The organism is Mesorhizobium sp. WSM2240 (assembly GCF_040438645.1).
Lineage (GTDB): Bacteria > Pseudomonadota > Alphaproteobacteria > Rhizobiales > Rhizobiaceae > Allomesorhizobium.
This window is the reverse complement of record NZ_CP159253.1, coordinates 1,381,505-1,396,431: the sequence shown is the minus strand read 5'-3', so window position 1 is coordinate 1,396,431 and position 14,927 is coordinate 1,381,505. Positions and strand designations below refer to the sequence as shown.

Annotated in this window: 16 protein-coding genes and 1 pseudogene; 4 read left to right on the top strand and 13 right to left on the bottom strand. The window is 63.4% G+C overall.

What is annotated here, in order from left to right:
• Positions 1-190 precede the first annotated feature (190 nt).
• Positions 191-697: a glycosyltransferase gene (locus tag ABVK50_RS06655; protein ID WP_353642313.1), complete on the bottom strand. Its 507-nt coding sequence runs from the start codon at positions 695-697 to the stop codon at positions 191-193.
• A gap of 151 nt (positions 698-848) precedes the next feature.
• Between ABVK50_RS06655 and ABVK50_RS06650 the strand changes: the two genes are divergently transcribed.
• Both ABVK50_RS06650 and ABVK50_RS06645 read left to right on the top strand, forming a co-directional pair.
• The gene (locus ABVK50_RS06650; protein ID WP_353645999.1) at positions 849-2,003 is read left to right on the top strand and encodes a PA0069 family radical SAM protein; all 1,155 of its coding nucleotides are present in this window, start codon (positions 849-851) and stop codon (positions 2,001-2,003) included.
• 138 nt (positions 2,004-2,141) lie between these two features.
• Complete coding sequence (locus ABVK50_RS06645) at positions 2,142-2,831, top strand: ribonuclease HII (protein ID WP_353642314.1); 690 nt, start codon at positions 2,142-2,144, stop codon at positions 2,829-2,831.
• 51 nt (positions 2,832-2,882) lie between these two features.
• Here ABVK50_RS06645 and ABVK50_RS06640 read toward each other — a convergent pair whose 3' ends face one another.
• The 9 genes from ABVK50_RS06640 to ABVK50_RS06600 all read right to left on the bottom strand — a co-directional run bounded on the left by ABVK50_RS06640 (position 2,883) and on the right by ABVK50_RS06600 (position 9,838).
• Positions 2,883-3,362, bottom strand: a complete 480-nt coding sequence (locus ABVK50_RS06640) for a F0F1 ATP synthase subunit B (RefSeq protein WP_353642315.1) — start codon at positions 3,360-3,362, stop codon at positions 2,883-2,885.
• Between the two features lie 9 nt (positions 3,363-3,371).
• The gene (locus ABVK50_RS06635; RefSeq protein ID WP_353642316.1) at positions 3,372-3,947 is read right to left on the bottom strand and encodes a F0F1 ATP synthase subunit B; all 576 of its coding nucleotides are present in this window, start codon (positions 3,945-3,947) and stop codon (positions 3,372-3,374) included.
• A gap of 67 nt (positions 3,948-4,014) precedes the next feature.
• On the bottom strand, positions 4,015-4,239 hold the full coding sequence (locus tag ABVK50_RS06630) for a F0F1 ATP synthase subunit C (protein ID WP_165025109.1): 225 nt from the start codon (positions 4,237-4,239) through the stop codon (positions 4,015-4,017).
• Positions 4,240-4,312: 73 nt separating this feature from the next.
• Positions 4,313-5,062: a F0F1 ATP synthase subunit A gene (locus ABVK50_RS06625; RefSeq protein ID WP_353642317.1), complete on the bottom strand. Its 750-nt coding sequence runs from the start codon at positions 5,060-5,062 to the stop codon at positions 4,313-4,315.
• A 34-nt stretch (positions 5,063-5,096) separates the two neighbouring features.
• The gene (locus tag ABVK50_RS06620) at positions 5,097-5,510 is read right to left on the bottom strand and encodes an AtpZ/AtpI family protein (protein ID WP_353642318.1); all 414 of its coding nucleotides are present in this window, start codon (positions 5,508-5,510) and stop codon (positions 5,097-5,099) included.
• Between the two features lie 231 nt (positions 5,511-5,741).
• The gene (locus ABVK50_RS06615; RefSeq protein ID WP_353642319.1) at positions 5,742-6,929 is read right to left on the bottom strand and encodes a cell wall hydrolase; all 1,188 of its coding nucleotides are present in this window, start codon (positions 6,927-6,929) and stop codon (positions 5,742-5,744) included.
• Between the two features lie 109 nt (positions 6,930-7,038).
• Positions 7,039-8,478, bottom strand: coding sequence for a ribosome biogenesis GTPase Der (gene der, locus ABVK50_RS06610; protein ID WP_353642320.1), 1,440 nt, complete (start codon positions 8,476-8,478; stop codon positions 7,039-7,041).
• Positions 8,479-8,484: 6 nt separating this feature from the next.
• The gene (locus tag ABVK50_RS06605; protein WP_353646000.1) at positions 8,485-9,150 is read right to left on the bottom strand and encodes a tetratricopeptide repeat protein; all 666 of its coding nucleotides are present in this window, start codon (positions 9,148-9,150) and stop codon (positions 8,485-8,487) included.
• A gap of 118 nt (positions 9,151-9,268) precedes the next feature.
• Positions 9,269-9,838, bottom strand: coding sequence for an NnrU family protein (locus ABVK50_RS06600; RefSeq protein WP_353642321.1), 570 nt, complete (start codon positions 9,836-9,838; stop codon positions 9,269-9,271).
• 159 nt (positions 9,839-9,997) lie between these two features.
• Between ABVK50_RS06600 and ABVK50_RS06595 the strand changes: the two genes are divergently transcribed.
• On the top strand, positions 9,998-10,984 hold the full coding sequence (locus ABVK50_RS06595) for a polysaccharide deacetylase (RefSeq protein WP_353642322.1): 987 nt from the start codon (positions 9,998-10,000) through the stop codon (positions 10,982-10,984).
• A gap of 22 nt (positions 10,985-11,006) precedes the next feature.
• On the opposite strand, the gene sbmA is transcribed toward ABVK50_RS06595, so the two are convergent.
• From sbmA to ABVK50_RS06580, 3 genes and pseudogenes are all read right to left on the bottom strand, one after another.
• Complete coding sequence (gene sbmA, locus ABVK50_RS06590) at positions 11,007-12,281, bottom strand: peptide antibiotic transporter SbmA (protein ID WP_353642323.1); 1,275 nt, start codon at positions 12,279-12,281, stop codon at positions 11,007-11,009.
• A 119-nt stretch (positions 12,282-12,400) separates the two neighbouring features.
• Positions 12,401-13,454: pseudogene (locus ABVK50_RS06585) on the bottom strand (YbfB/YjiJ family MFS transporter).
• Positions 13,455-13,681: 227 nt separating this feature from the next.
• Positions 13,682-13,885, bottom strand: coding sequence for a hypothetical protein (locus ABVK50_RS06580; RefSeq protein WP_353642324.1), 204 nt, complete (start codon positions 13,883-13,885; stop codon positions 13,682-13,684).
• Positions 13,886-13,984: 99 nt separating this feature from the next.
• On the opposite strand from ABVK50_RS06580, the gene ABVK50_RS06575 reads away from it, so the two are divergent.
• Positions 13,985-14,893: a LysR substrate-binding domain-containing protein gene (locus ABVK50_RS06575; RefSeq protein WP_353642325.1), complete on the top strand. Its 909-nt coding sequence runs from the start codon at positions 13,985-13,987 to the stop codon at positions 14,891-14,893.
• The last annotated feature ends 34 nt before the right edge of the window (positions 14,894-14,927 follow it).

Below are 14,927 nucleotides of genomic sequence, written 5' to 3'. Positions count from 1 at the left end.
CTCCAGAGCGCTCCGAAGAAGAGGCACTAAGTAGTTCCTGTAAAATATCAGATAAAATGGCGGGGTGATACCAGTATTCTTATCTTATCGCATCAAACGCCAAACCGAATGACGAGCACTTGAAAGATAGAAGCAACACAAGTCCAAGCATGGACAACAAAAAGAAGGCCAGCAGCTTTGGAGGAGCGCGTCACAGTGGCGGTGCGATGCGGATCTCCGCCGCCAGCCGCTTCGTCGCCAATCCGCGCGCAAGCGCTTCGGAACTGCCGGCCGACTTGCACAGCGCCGCAGCCTGCTTCCTGCTGATCACCAGCCCCTCCGCCAGCGTGCGGCGCGCCGAAAACACCCGCGCCAGGAAAGGCGTCCGGTCAGCCCGGGCGCGTGAGAATCGCGCCGGGCCGGCCGTGCGGCCGATGTGCTCCAGCACTTCCTCGGTCCAGCCCTCGACCAACCGCGCGCCGGGCTCAATGAGAAGCAGCCAGTCGCCCTTGGCCTGCTGCACGCCCACGTCGATGCCGCCATCGGCCAGATAATGGCAGCCGGCCTGGTCGGCGACCCTATGAGTATTGTCGGTGGAGCCGCGGTCGCAGACGATCACCTCGCGCACCACGCCCTCGACGGCGGCGCCGATCAGCGAAGCCAGCGTTCGCGCCAGCGCCTCTTCGGAATTATGCGTTTCGATCAGCACGGTGAGCATATCCTAGCCGAATAGCCCAAAGCCGCCCGGCACGCCAGTTGCCCCTCTTGGAACCAAAAGGTTCTTGATTTGTTCTCATGGAGAACATAGGAATAGTTTCATGAGCACAGCGATTCGCAGACCAGCGGAAATGCCTTGGGAGAGGGCCAAGATGGAACAGATCGTGCGCGCCGATATTGCCGCCTTCGGAGCCGGAAGGGCCGACATGGCGAATGCGCTGATCGAGCAGAGCGGCGTTCGGGTCCGGCCCGACCGCAATCGCGGCCGCGCCGCCGGCATCAATCCGAGCGGCCGTTTCGAGCCGGTGACCCGCCACGTTTTCGACGACGGCTGGAATTCGATTGACGAGCTGCCGCCCTTCAAGACCGAGGTTCAGGTCGAAAAGCCGCGCACCATCATCACCCGCAACCAGTCGCCGGACATTTCCTTCGACCGCTCGATCAATCCCTATCGCGGTTGTGAGCATGGCTGTGTCTATTGCTTTGCTCGGCCAACCCACAGCTTTATGGGCATGTCACCGGGACTCGATTTCGAATCGAAACTGTTCGCCAAGCCCGACGCAGCCAAGCTGCTCGACAAGGAATTGTCGAAGGAAAGCTACCAGCCGCGCACCATAGCAATCGGCACCAACACCGACCCCTACCAGCCGATCGAGAAGCAGTACCGCATCATGCGCGAGGTGCTGGAAGTGTTGGAAGCTCGCAACCATCCGGTCGGCATCGTCACCAAATCGGCGCTGGTGGTGCGCGACATCGACATATTGTCGCGCATGGCAGAGAAGGGCCTCGCCAAGGTGGCGCTGTCGGTGACGACGCTGGACCGCATGCTGGCCCGCACGATGGAGCCGCGCGCTGCGACGCCGACCAGGCGGCTGGAGGCAATCCGCCAGCTCACCGATGCCGGCATTCCGACATCGGTGATGGTCGCCCCGATCATTCCCGGCCTGACCGATCCGGAGATCGAGCGCATCCTGGACTCGGCGCGCAATGCCGGCGCGCGCGAAGCGGGCTATGTAATCCTCAGGCTACCGCTCGAGGTCAGCCCGATCTTCAAAGACTGGCTGTTGCGCCATTATCCCGACCGTTACCGGCATGTGATGTCGCTGATCCGCTCGATGCGCGACGGCAAGGACTACGATTCCGAATGGGGCAAGCGCATGAAGGGCAGTGGTCCCTATGCCTGGCAGATCGGCCGGCGCTTCGAGATCGCGGCGCGCCGGCTCGGCCTCAACGTCGAAAAGACGCCGCTGCGCACGGATCTTTTTGTCGCAGCCGAAAAGCGTCACGAGCAGCTGATGCTGCTCTGAAGAGAACTCCGCGCCCACCTGCGCGTTTGAAAGAATCCGTCCGGCTTTTCCCCGCAGCCCGACGGCGCCTTCCCGCCCCGCCCCAATGGCCGGGAAGGCCTTGCGGAGAATCGGAACCGATGCGAGCATTGCCGCACCATGGCTCAATCGCGTTCCGATTCTCCGCTCCTCTTCGAGATCATAGAGCGGCCCGACTTCTCCTTCGAAAGGAAGGCGAAGAGGCAGGGCCTGTGGCCGGTCGCCGGTCTCGACGAGGCCGGCCGGGGGCCGCTCGCCGGACCCGTGGTCGCCGCCGCCGTGATCCTCGACCCGGCCCGCATTCCCGATGGCCTAGATGATTCCAAGCGACTGACGGCGGCGCGGCGCGAAGAGCTGTTCGCCGAAATCGTCGCCACCGCGCTCGGCGTCTCGATGGCGTCGGTCAGCGCCGACGGCATAGACCGGCTTAACATATTGCGCGCCAGCCTGGAGGCGATGCGCCGCGCGCTGATCGGCCTGCCGATCGAGCCGCGCCACGCTTTGGCCGACGGCCGCGACATACCGCCAGGCCTGCCCTGCGGCTGCCGGGCGCTGATCAAGGGCGACCAGCGTTCGCAGTCGATCGCGGCGGCATCGATCGTCGCCAAGGTGATGCGCGACCGCATGATGGCCGGCTGCGGCCAGACCCACATCCATTACGGCTTTGAAAGCCATATGGGCTACGCGACGGAGCGCCACCGCGCCGCGATCGGTGCGCATGGCGCCGTGCCGCGGCTCCACCGAGCCAGCTTCGCACCGTTCCGCCTCATCGAGGAACCCATCGAGGAAAGCCTCGTCCAAGAGGCATGAAAAAAGCCGCTGGGATGCGGCGGCTTTTTCATCGAATGACAGGCTGAAAGCTCAGTTCAGTTTCGACTTCACGTCGCGAACCGAAGTCTCGAAAAGCTTCGCGCCGGTGGCCGAATCCACCTTGCGGGCAAGCAGCGCGCGCGCGGCTTCGACCGCGATATCGACGGCGCTGGCGCGCACTTCCTGGACTGCCTCGCGTTCAGCCTGGCCGATCTTCTGCTCGGCAAGGGCGGTGCGGCGGGCGACATAGTCCTCCGTCTTCTGCTGCGCCTCCGAGACCAGCTGACCGGCCTCACGCTTGGCGGCGTCAAGAATGTCGGCTGCCTCCTTCTCGGCTTCCTTGCGCTTGCGCTGGTACTCAGCCAGCAATTGCTGGGCCTCCTCGCGCAGGCGGCGGGCTTCCTCAAGTTCGGCCCGGATGCGCTCGGCGCGATCATCGAGCGACTTGCCCAGCATGCCGGGCACCTTCATGTAGAAGACGATGCCGATGAAGATCAGGAGGGCGACTGTCGCCCAGAATGTTGCGTCCATGGCCCGCTCCTATTTCCGCGCCGCGGTCACCGCGGCGGCGACATCGGCCTTGTCGACCTTGGCGCCGACCAATTCCTGAACGATCGTCGCGGCAGTCTGTTCGGCGATAGCGCCAACTTCCTTCATCGCCGACGCCTTGATCGATGCGATCCGGGACTCGGCTTCGGCGAGCTTGCTTTCAAGCGCCGCCTCAACGGCCCGGCGCTCGGCGTCGGCGTCGACCTTGGCCTTGTCGCGGGCTTGCTGGGCGATGGCGTTGGACTTGGCCCGCGCCTCAGCCAGCTCCTGCTCGTAGGCCGCAACCGCGGCGTCCGCCTCGCTTTTCATGCGGGCGGCCTGGTCGAGATCCTGCGCGATGCGGTCGCGCCGCACTTCGAGGATTCCGCCGACCCGCGGCAGCACCACCCTCTTCAGGAAAAGATAAAAAAGGCCGAAAGTGATCGCCAGCCACAGGAGCTGCGAGGGAAAGGTCGACGAATCGAATGGCGGAAACGCGCCGCCGCCATGGGCGGCGTCCTCCACCGTATGGGCTTCATCCAACGCGGGAGCAGTCGTTTCCTGCGCGTATCCCGGTGTCACAAACATTTCGGTCCCCTGTCGATCACCCGGCCGCACAGTGCGGCCGGAGGCATTTTAGGCAGGCGGCCCGCTCTTACGTGAAGAGCAGCAGCAGGGCGACGAGGAGCGAGAAGATGCCCAGAGCTTCCGTCACCGCGAAGCCGAAGATCAGGCGGCCGAACTGGCCGTCAGCAGCCGACGGATTGCGCAGCGCGCCCGCCAGGTAGTTGCCGAAAATCGTGCCCAGGCCGATGCCCGCGCCACCCATGCCTAGGCAGGCGATACCCGCGCCGATTGCCTTTGCTGCTTCTGCTTCCATTGTCCAACTCCTTGTGGATCTAAGTTCGGTTGAAATCTTCAGGATGGCGGGAAATCCGCCGGCGAAATTGTCGTCAGTGGCCCGGATGGATAGCGTCGTTGATGTACATCGACGTCAGGACTGCAAACACATAGGCCTGCAGGAAGGCCACCAGAACTTCGAGGCCGGTGATGGCGACGGTCATCAGGAGCGGCAGGATCGAGCCGGCGACGCCGACGAAGCCCAGCGCGCTCAGCGAGGTCACGAAGCCGGCGAACACCTTCAACGTGATGTGGCCGGCCAGCATGTTGGCGAAAAGACGAACCGATAGGCTGATCGGCCGCGACAGGAACGAGATCACCTCGATCAACACGACCAGCGGCGCCAGAACCGCAGGCACACCTTGTGGTACGAATAGCTTCAGGAAGCTCAGACCGTGCTTCATGAAGCCGTAAACCACGACCGTGCCGATCACGAGCAGCGCCAGCGCGAAGGTAACGATGATGTGGCTGGTTACGGTGAAGAAATAGGGGAACAGGCCGAGCAGGTTTGCGACCAGGACGAACATGAACAGCGAGAACACGAAGGGGAAGAACTTCATCCCCTGCGACCCTGCCGCGTCGCGTAGCATGGATGCCACGAACTCGTAGGACATCTCCGAGACCGACTGCAGACGGCTCGGGATCAGGCCGCGGCTCGACGTGGTCAGGAACAGGAAAGCGCCGGCGGCGCCGACGGTCGCGACCATGAAGGCCGAGGAATTTGTGAACGAGAAATCGAGCCCGCCGATCTCGATCGGAATCCATTTCGCGATTTGAAACTGATGGATCGGATCGTTGGCCAATTCGGGCCCCCTCGGCAAGACGCGCCCGCAGGCGCTATTGTTCTTTCTCAGGCTTGCTGGCAGCCTTGTCGGACGCCTTCAAACCCTGGTCTGCAACGACGCCCGCGGAACGCAGGACATTGAGAATACCAGCGCCGAAGCCGAGCAGCAGGAACACGATCAGCCCCCATGGCGAGGTCCCCGCCATCCGGTCGATTACCCAGCCAAGCCCCGCGCCCACGGCAATGCCGGCGATGAACTCGCTGGACAGCTTCAGGGCCTGGCCGTATCCGGCCGTGCTGCTCGATCTAGCGCCTTCTCCCCCTTCACGTCGGTCCGGGCGTCTTGTCGCAAGCAATGCTTCAAGTTTCTGCCGGCGACGCTCGAGGTCGTCGTCGCGAATGTCGGGTCTGCCTTGCTCTCCGGGCCCGGTTTTTCCGGTTTCGTCTGGCCCGTTTTTGTCGGCCACCGCAACCCCCATGCCCGGATGGAAGGCAATCGTCCATCCGCTTCAAAGTCGCGGGCAACATAGTTAGCGCTCCCGCCCCCGTCAAGCCACGCAATGGGGAGGGTACACCTGTAATTTATCTAGTTTAATCAGATACTTAGGAAAGTGCGACATCCTGCCCCGCGCTTTGTGCTCGGCGGTACCGGCGAATCCCGAAAAAATCGACGGCATCGTGGAACGAGCGGAAGGCGCTCAACTCCAGCCGCCGCCATAGGTGCGGTAGAAGATGTGAAGCCCGATCTTCTTCATCTTCTCCATGGTGCGGGCCCACCGCGGATTGACGTAGTCGGCATAGTAATGCGTCGACGAGCCTACTTCCGGAATGAAGATCTTGCCGGCAGTCACCGCCATCGCGACCTCCTCCGCCATCCGGTAGACGGAAGGGTTGGTGACTCTATCCTTTTTGCCGTCGCAGGCGAACGAGAACTGGCAGCGGTTCTTCAAGTGGTCGTTCTGGTAGACCACGCCGCAGATGGTGTTCGGATAGGCGGGATTGCGTACGCGGTTCAGGATGACCTGCGCCACCGCAGCCTGTCCCTTGGGCGTTTCGCCGCGCGCCTCGAAATAGATGCCATTCGCCAGGCATGTCTGCTCCGCATTGGAAAACACCGACGCCGGCAGCGGCTGGCTCATCCAATAATGGTCGCCCTCGCCCACCGGCGGTATGAAACGGCCTGCGGCTGGGTCCTCGTCCTGCAGCAGACTCGCGAAAGGCGATGCCTTGGCGTAGTCCGGCTCCATCGGCCCATATGCGGTTGCCAGGATGTCGGCTTTGTCGTTGTTGACCAGTGCCGCCAGCACGGCCGGAACGCCGAGATCAGGCTTCTTGTCTTCCTTGACGTAGAAGGCGGTGGCGATCTGGATTTCCTTGCCCTTGATGTCGGGCATTACAAACGTCATCGCCGGGCCCTTGCCGGCAGTCGGCCGCCGCAGGAAGGAGGTGCGGTCCAGAACCGAGCCGGCATTGAAGGCCTTGGGTGGCGCTACCGGGGCGACATTGACGATACGGCCCTTCTTGTCGCCGCGCCTGACGCGGTCTTCATCCGGCGTCTCGCCGACCGCGCCGTTTTTCGTGCGGAACGACACGTCGCCGACGCCGGGAATGGCCACGCCGCCGCCTGAAATCGAGCCGACCGGCAGATTGGCGTCGGCGAAGGGCATTTCAGCTGCGTGCACCGAACCCGCCACGGATTTCTCGACGAAGGCGCCCCAGCGCGCATTGGAGGCCTCGGCGCCCGAAACCAGGCTTCTCATGTCCTGAAAGGCCGCCGTGGTCGGAAAGCCGATCCAGAAGCCGAGCCCGATGATCAAGGGAGGCAGGAATGAGCGCTTGCTTTGGATGGCCGCAGCCAGCCGCCGCGTCACGAGACGTCGATGCACAGATTACTCTCCAGAACGCAACAAGACCCCACTTCAGGAGACGATGCTGCATTAACCTTGATGGAGCGTTAACGGTTAGCTTGCGGCGGGAGTGTGGCGCGCCGTCTGGTCATCCCCGCTTTTTGGCCTTGCCGGCGAACGGGTTCTCGGAGGCCCGCAACACCATGCGGATCGGCACACCGGGGAGGTCGAAGGCGTCGCGTAGACTGTTGACGAGGTAGCGTATGTAGGACTGCGGCATAGCGTCCGGGCGCGATGTCGACAGCACGAATCCCGGCGGGCGGGTCTTGGCCTGAGTGATATATTTTATCTTGAGCCTGCGGCCGGCAACGGCGGGCGGCGGATGGTGCGCCAGTATTCCCTCCAGCCAGCGGTTAAGCTTTCCGGTCGAGACGCGGCTGTTCCAGATCCTGTGCGTGCTGAGCACCGCTTCCATTAGCCGGTCGAGGCCGCGGCCGGTTTCGGCCGATAGCGTCACCGCCCTGATGCCGCGCACCTGCGGCAAAAGGCGCGTCGTCTTTTCGCGCAGTTCGGCAAGCATCTCCTGCGGGTTGTCGATCAGGTCCCATTTGTTGAACGCGATAATCGGGGCGCGGCCCTCGCGGACGATCAGGTCGACGATCTGCAGATCCTGCTTCTCGAACGGGATGGTCGCGTCGAAGACGATGATGACGATTTCGGCGAAGCGGATAGCGCGCAGGCCGTCCGACACCGACATCTTTTCCAGCTTTTCCTGAACCTTGGCCTTGCGGCGCATGCCGGCCGTGTCGAACAGCTTCATCCGGCGGCCGCGCCACTCCCAGTCGACCGAGATGGAATCGCGGGTGATGCCGGCCTCCGGGCCGGTGAGCAGCCGCTCCTCCTCGATCAGCGCATTGATCAGCGTCGACTTGCCTGCGTTGGGACGGCCGACGACGGCGATCCGCATCGGCTTGGTTTCGTCGTAAGCCGGTACGTCTTCGGCGTCCGGATCGGCGATGTCCTCGCCGATCAACGTTTCGCTTTCCGCGAACTCGCCGAGCCCGTGGTCTTCCTCATCTCCGAAGGCGCGCTCTTCCCCGAGTGCAGCGATCACCGCGTCTCGCAAATCGGGCATGCCCTGCCCGTGCTCGGCCGAAACCGGTATCGGCTCGCCGAGGCCGACTTCCCATGCTTCCAACATGCCGCCCTGCGCGCCGCGCGCCTCGGCCTTGTTGGCGACGAGCACCACCGGCTTGCCGGAGCGGCGGACGATATCGGCGAAGGCCTTGTCGTCAGGCATCAGGCCCGACTTGGAATCGACCATGAAGAAGATCAGATCGGCTTCGCGAATGGCGATCTCGGTCTGCGCGCGCATGCGGCCCTGCAGGGTGGCGGCGGCGGCAGTCTCGAAACCGGCCGTGTCGATCACATCGAAATGAAGATCATAGAGCTTGGCCGGATGCACGCGGCGGTCTCGCGTGACGCCCGGCGTGTCGTCGACGAGCGCCAACTTCTTCCCGACCAGCCTGTTGAAAAGCGTCGACTTGCCGACGTTAGGCCGGCCGAGAATGGCAACTTTGAAGCTCATCTTGCATCACGACGCACTGCCCGAACCGCGGATCAGTTCGGACATCAAAGTCGCGCGCTCGCGCGTGTTGCGGGGTGCGGCATCGTCGGATGCGACCTGCTCGAACAGCTTCAGCGCGTCGGCCGACTTGCCCTCTTTCCAGGCCGACAGCCCGAGCGCCTCGCGGGCAGCGTGGCGCAGCGTGTTGGTGTCGGAGGTCAGCGTTTCCACCCGCGCGGAAACGTCGGCATAGGAACCGTTATCCACTAGCAGAAGCGCTGATCGCAGCCGCGCAATGTCGCGAATGGACTGCGGGATGGAGGTGTCGGCAGCAACCGCGTCGAATTCCTTGACCGCGCCGGCGAAATCGCCCTTTTCGGCGAGCACCGTCGCAGCGCGCATCCGCGCCAGCAGCGGATAGGCGCCGTAGCCTTCCGCCTCCAGGGTTTTCAGCGCGGCCAGGGCTTCGTCGGTCTTGCCGGAATTGGCGAGCGCCAAGGCTTGCGAGAACTGGTCGCCGGAACGATTCGCCCGCGTTTCCACCCAATACTCATAGCCGACATAGGCGGCCGTGCCGAGGACGACGGCCACAGCGAGCCCGATCGCCGCCGGGCCAAAACGGTCCCAGAGAGCGCGCGCCTGATCCTTGCGCATCTCCTCGTTGACTTCGCGGATGAAGCTGTCGTCCGACATTACATTCCAAACCATACCTGCCCCGAAGGGGCCTTCGTGAGCCTGCGTTTTAGCGATATTTCGCCGGCATGGAAGGGGGCGACGCCGAAAATCGGCCTGCCTTGGTCCGGAACAGAATTCAGCCGAGCGGCGGCACTCCGATCAGCCAGAGATGCAGCCTCCACATGAACAGAACAAAAAACACCGCGCCCGAGCCCACGGCAAGGATGTCCCACTTGACCGGCCCGGGCTGCGGCGCCGGCTCTCCGCGGTACGCGACCGCAAGGCGGTCGGCCAGGGCCCAGGCGAGAAAGGCGCCGAACAGGATCACCGAAGCCAGATCGCCATTGGCGAGCAGATGCGCGAACGCCCAGATCTGCACCGCCAGCAGGAACGGATGCTTGAAGGCCGGCTTCAGCCGTCCCGCCGGGAAGACGAACGTCATCAGCGAAACGAAGGCGACGAACATCAATGGCGCTGCGATGTGCTTCATCCAGACCGGCGGCTCGTAAAGGACAGGCGCCACCTCCCAGGCCTCGCCATAGCCCCAGACGAGGAGAACCAGCCCGGCAGCCGAAACCAGCGAGTAGATGCCTTTCCAGCGCCCCTCGCCCATCGCCGCCAACTGGCGGTCACGCCATCTGGGCGCGACTATGCGCACCGAATGGATGCCCAGAAAGACGATCAAGCCCAGAATGAGCGGAACCATCGCGGCCTCCCGTACCGACGAGACGCGGCATCCTAGCGCGCAGCGGCACCCTTGCCTATGACGCGGCGACAGGCCATCCAACCTCGGCCACGTTCGGTGCCTAGCCACCGTCGAACCGTTTCATTCCTTTTAAATTCATTCTCTTCAGAATTGATGCCAATGTCCGTTGCGTCCCGCTTCTTTGCCTCCGCTTGCGCCCTTCTTTCCGCCTCGGTTTCAGGCTCCGCTTATTCGGGCGACCGGCCGATCCAGCATGTGATCATCTCCTTCGACGGCGCGCATGACCTGGCGCAATGGCAGCGAAGCCGCACGCTGGCGGCACGAACCGGAGCGCGCTTCACCTATTTTCTGTCCTGTGTCTTCCTGCTTTCGAAGGAAACGCGCGGCAAATACGACGCGCCCGGCAAGGGCGCTGGCAAGTCCAATGTCGGCTTCGCCCAGTCGGCAGCGGAAGTGGCAGCGCGGCTCGCCCAGATCAGGCTCGCGCGCGCCGAAGGCCATGAGATCGCCAGCCATGGCTGCGGCCATTTCGACGGCAAGAACTGGAGCAAGGCCGACTGGCTCGACGAATTCGCTTCGTTCACGACCATCCTGCGCGAAGCCTATTCGATCAACGGCATTGCCGGTGAACCGGCGGACTGGCGAGAATTCGTGGAAACCGAAATCTCCGGCTTTCGCGCACCCTATCTGTCGACGGGCACGACACTTTACGCCGCGCTGGCCGAGTCGAAATTCGACTATGACGCAAGCGGCGTCTCGCGCGGACCGGCGGAACCAGAATCAGCCGGCGGCGTGACCCGCTTCGCCCTGCCGCAAATAAGCGAGGGGCCCGCTTCGCGGCGGGTGATCGCCATGGACTACAATCTTTTCGTGCGCCATTCGGGTGGCCTGGAGCGGGCCAACGAGGCGGCTCTGTTCGAAGCACGCTCGCTCGAAGCATTTCGCGCGGCCTTTGACGCGCAATATGCCGGCGAGCGCATTCCGTTGCAGATCGGCTTCCACTTCACGCTGATGAATGGCGGCGCCTATTGGCGCGCGCTCGAGCGCTTCGCCGAGGAGGTCTGCGTCAAGCAGGACGTCGAGTGCATCAGCTATGAGGCCTGGCTGGCTGACAAGCATAAAGCGAGCCGAGGCGTGGGCGGCTGAGCCGTCTGGCTTTCGCCTCCAGTCATTCGGCGGTCGCCGCCTCCTCGCCGAGCTTTTCCTCCCGCTCCAGATAGCTGCGATCTATTTCAGGCAACGGAGCGCCTTCCAGCGTCGCTTCGAAAGCGCGCAAGCGCTTGTAGATAGAGATCAGTTCAACGATCGTTGGCCACGAATTGACGAGATATTGAAAAGAATTCGCGACCTGCGTGAACGCGGCGACGATCTGTTGAAAGGCCCCCAAGGTAACTCTGCCGATCGCTACCGTGGGTACGAGGATCAGGGTAGCAAAGACGGCATCCGCCTGAATGTAGAGATAGCGCACCACGTCGAAATACACGTAATGCGCGTACAGGCGGAAATAATTCTTTCGCACATTGCCGAACAATTCGTTCAGAGTTGGCGGCTGGGCACGACTGATGTCATCCTCGCCATAGACCAGTTCCTTGCGGAATGCGGCTTCCACGCGCTGGTTGCGAAACTCAAGCCCCGGCAGTTTGATGCCGACCACGGCCAGCAGCAATGTGCCGAACAACGACCACGTGATCGCAGCAATCACCAGCGGATAGGGAATTGATCCGACAACCGGCAACGCCGACACATGAACGGACAAACTCGCAAGCAGCGGCAGGAACGCAATAAGCGTCATCACTGAATCGATGAAATTGACGCCAAGGCCCTGCATCGTGCCCGAGAACCGCATCGTGTCGTCCTGCACACGCTGCGACGCGCCTTCGATGTGGCGCAACTGCGGCCAGTAGGCGATGAAATAGTCGTTCATCGCGGTGCGCCAGCGGAAGATGTAGTGCCTGACGAAAAACAGGTTGAGAACCGCCACCGTTATGCCGACCATCGCCAGCGCGAGGAACTGCAGGACGCCGAAATAAAGCTCGACGGGAGAAACTGCTCCCGGCGTTCCCAGCGCCCTCTGGACCATGTCGTAAAACATGCCTCGCCAGTCGTTGAGCGCGACGCTGACCTGCACCGAGAAATTCGTGACGAATATGACCAGGCCGGACCCAAGGATGGACCAGTTCTGCCACCGGTGCGGCGCGTACCAGGACCAGAAGAGGTAGAAGAGGCCGATGCCCGCGCCGAAATAGATGTAGAACCAGAGGAAATGCGGCGTGAGAAAGCGGCTTGGCCAGATGATCGGTGCTGCGCCCGGCGCAGCAGGCGGCAGGCCAACCATCGCGCCAAGCTGCTCGCCGCCCAGAAACCAGAGGATGACGAGCGCCAGGCTCCAAACGACGGCCGAAACGAAGAACGACTTCGGCAGCGGGAAAAAGGATACGAACACTTCGGCGGATTCCTTGGTCGTGGCGCGCAATTCTGCGGGCGTTGCGGGTCCGGCATGAAGTCACATTTCGGGCTGAAAGAAAACGCCGATGCCCATGCCGCCGCCGATAGAAACGGCAATCATGGCGATTTTGGCGACGGCCCACCAGACCATGCAATTGCGCCGGCCAAGAGCAGCGCGACAGCCGCGCCGATAGAGGCCGCAACGAAATTCCCGGTCCATTCGGCAGCCCAGCCCGCCGCGATCGGCCCGAGGATCTGGCCCACCCCGAACGAGGCGGTCATCAGCGCCAGCACCCGCCGCGGCGCCTCCGGCGCAAGCAGCCGCCCGATCTGCAGCCCAAGCGCCGTGATGGCGATAAACGTGCCACCGAGCAGCACGCCTCCAAGCAGAGGGCCGGCGAAGCCGCCGAATGCGACGCTCGCTGTCACGCCCACCGCCTCGACGATGCAGCTGACGGCAAACGTCGCCGTCAGCCCGACGCGCGCCGATGCGGTTCCATAGCCAAACGGACGGAATGCCCGCCAGTCCCGTCGTCAGCCAGACCAGCGCCTCGAACTGCCGGCCGGCTTCGCCCTGGCGCACGATCGCCACCAGGAAGGTCGCGGTGACGATATAGCCGAAGCCGAATACGCCGTAGGCGAGGATGATCTTGGCGAGCGCCGCACTTTTGGGCAGGCGCGGCTCGCGGCGGGCGGGTCCGACGCTCAGCGGGCCGCGATCGATGAGCAGGGCGACCACCGCGAAGCCGGCCGCCGAAATCACGCCCGACCACAACCAGCCGGCGGGCCAGTGCGAACCGGCGGCGAGCAGCACGGCCATCATCGCCGACGACACGGCAATGCCGACGCCGACGCCCCCGAAATGCATAGCCTGCAAATCGCCGCGTTTCGCCGCCGCCAGATGGCTGAAGACGATGCTGGTCAGGAACACCATGACGAAGGCGCTGGCCAGTCCCGCCAGGAAGCGGATCAGCAGGAAAACGGGCAGGCTGTCGCTCAGGCCCATCAGCGCCGAGAGCAGCGCGCTGGCCGCCAGCCCACTGAGCATGAGCGCCCGTTCGCCGCCATGCGCCCAGCCGCCGGCCGCGACGATGGCGCCGATGAGGTAACCGAGATAATTGGCTGAGGCTATCAGCCCGGCATCGGTCGATGACAGGCCAAGTTCGTCCATCATGCCGGGCAGGATCGGCGTATAGACGAAACGCCCGAAGCCCATGGCAACCGCCATCGCGATCATGCCGGCGACGGCGAAGCGGAGCGGAGGCGCGGGGCTCGATACCATGGCGCGACAATATTGCCGCCGGACGAGCATACAATAGCGGTACGCGCTTTCCCGTTGGACCAGCGGCAACGCTGGAACGCTCTATAACGGCGCTTCGGTTGCTTGTCGTCCGTGCCTCAGCCGCAGAACCGTTCGCCCAAGCATTCCGCGCCGCGATAGCCGCGGTTGAACGGCAGATCGGCCAGTTCGCGCTCCGTCATCGCCTCGACGTCGGGATGCGACAGCGGGTCGAGTATCCAGCTTTCTTCGCTGGCGAGCGCATCGCGCGACGTTCTCAGCACCCGGCCAAACGCTCTGGTTCCGATTGAGAAAATCTTCATGTTTCTCTCGCCTCGTCTGGTTGAATGGCGTTATGATCTGCCGAATCCGGCTATTTTCAATCCAGAAATGCCGGGAGCAACATTAAAAAATCTAAAGCCATGAACCTCAATTCCGTGCATTTGAACGGCCTGCGCGCCGCGGAAGCGGCGGCCCGCTGCGGATCGCTCGCCAAAGCCGCCGAAGAACTCGGCGTTTCGCCCAGCGCCGTCAGCCAACAGATCGGCAGGATCGAATTGCAGCTCGGCAAGAAACTGTTCGAGCGCAAGGGAAGTGGGCTGACGCCGACAGCATTCGGCGCGTTGTTCACGGCGCGGCTCTCGGTCGGATTCCACGAGCTTGCGCAGGCGGTGGCGATGGCTGACGAGCAGGGGACCAACACACTGGTCGTGTCGGTGCCGCCGGCCTTCGCCTCGCGCTGGATGGTGCCGCGGCTCAGCCGATTCTTCGCGCTTCATCCCGAAATCCTTCTGCGGATCGACGCATCGACACGTCTCGTCGATCTCGAGCACTCCGATGTCGAACTCGCCATCCGCATGGGCGAAGGCAACTGGCCGCGCGTGCGGGCCGAACTCCTGCTTCCGCTGGAGATTTTTCCGGTCTGCTCACCTGAACTCGCGAAGCGCCTGCGCTCTCCGGCCGATCTCGCCCAAGTCTCGGTGATCCAGGACGAAAACACCATGCTCAGCTGGGACCGCTGGTTCGCGGCGGCCGGGGTCGAGCCGGTGACGCCGCTTCCGGGCGCCACCTTCACCGACCCGGTGCTTTGCCTAGAGGCGGTGATCGCCGGTCAGGGCGTCATGCTTGCCTGGCAATTGCTGGCGGCGGATGCGCTTTCCGATGGCCGCCTGGTCGCACCGTTCGGGGTCACGGTGGCCAGCGGCCTCGGCTATTATCTGGTGACGCGCGCATCAGGCCGGCAGAGCGCCAAGGCCGCCGAATTCAAACGCTGGATCACCCGCGAAGTGAAGGCGACGATGGCAGGTTTCGGTTCGCAGCGGCAGCCTTGACCAAAAGGCGATTGGCGGCCGATCGCCTTGTTTA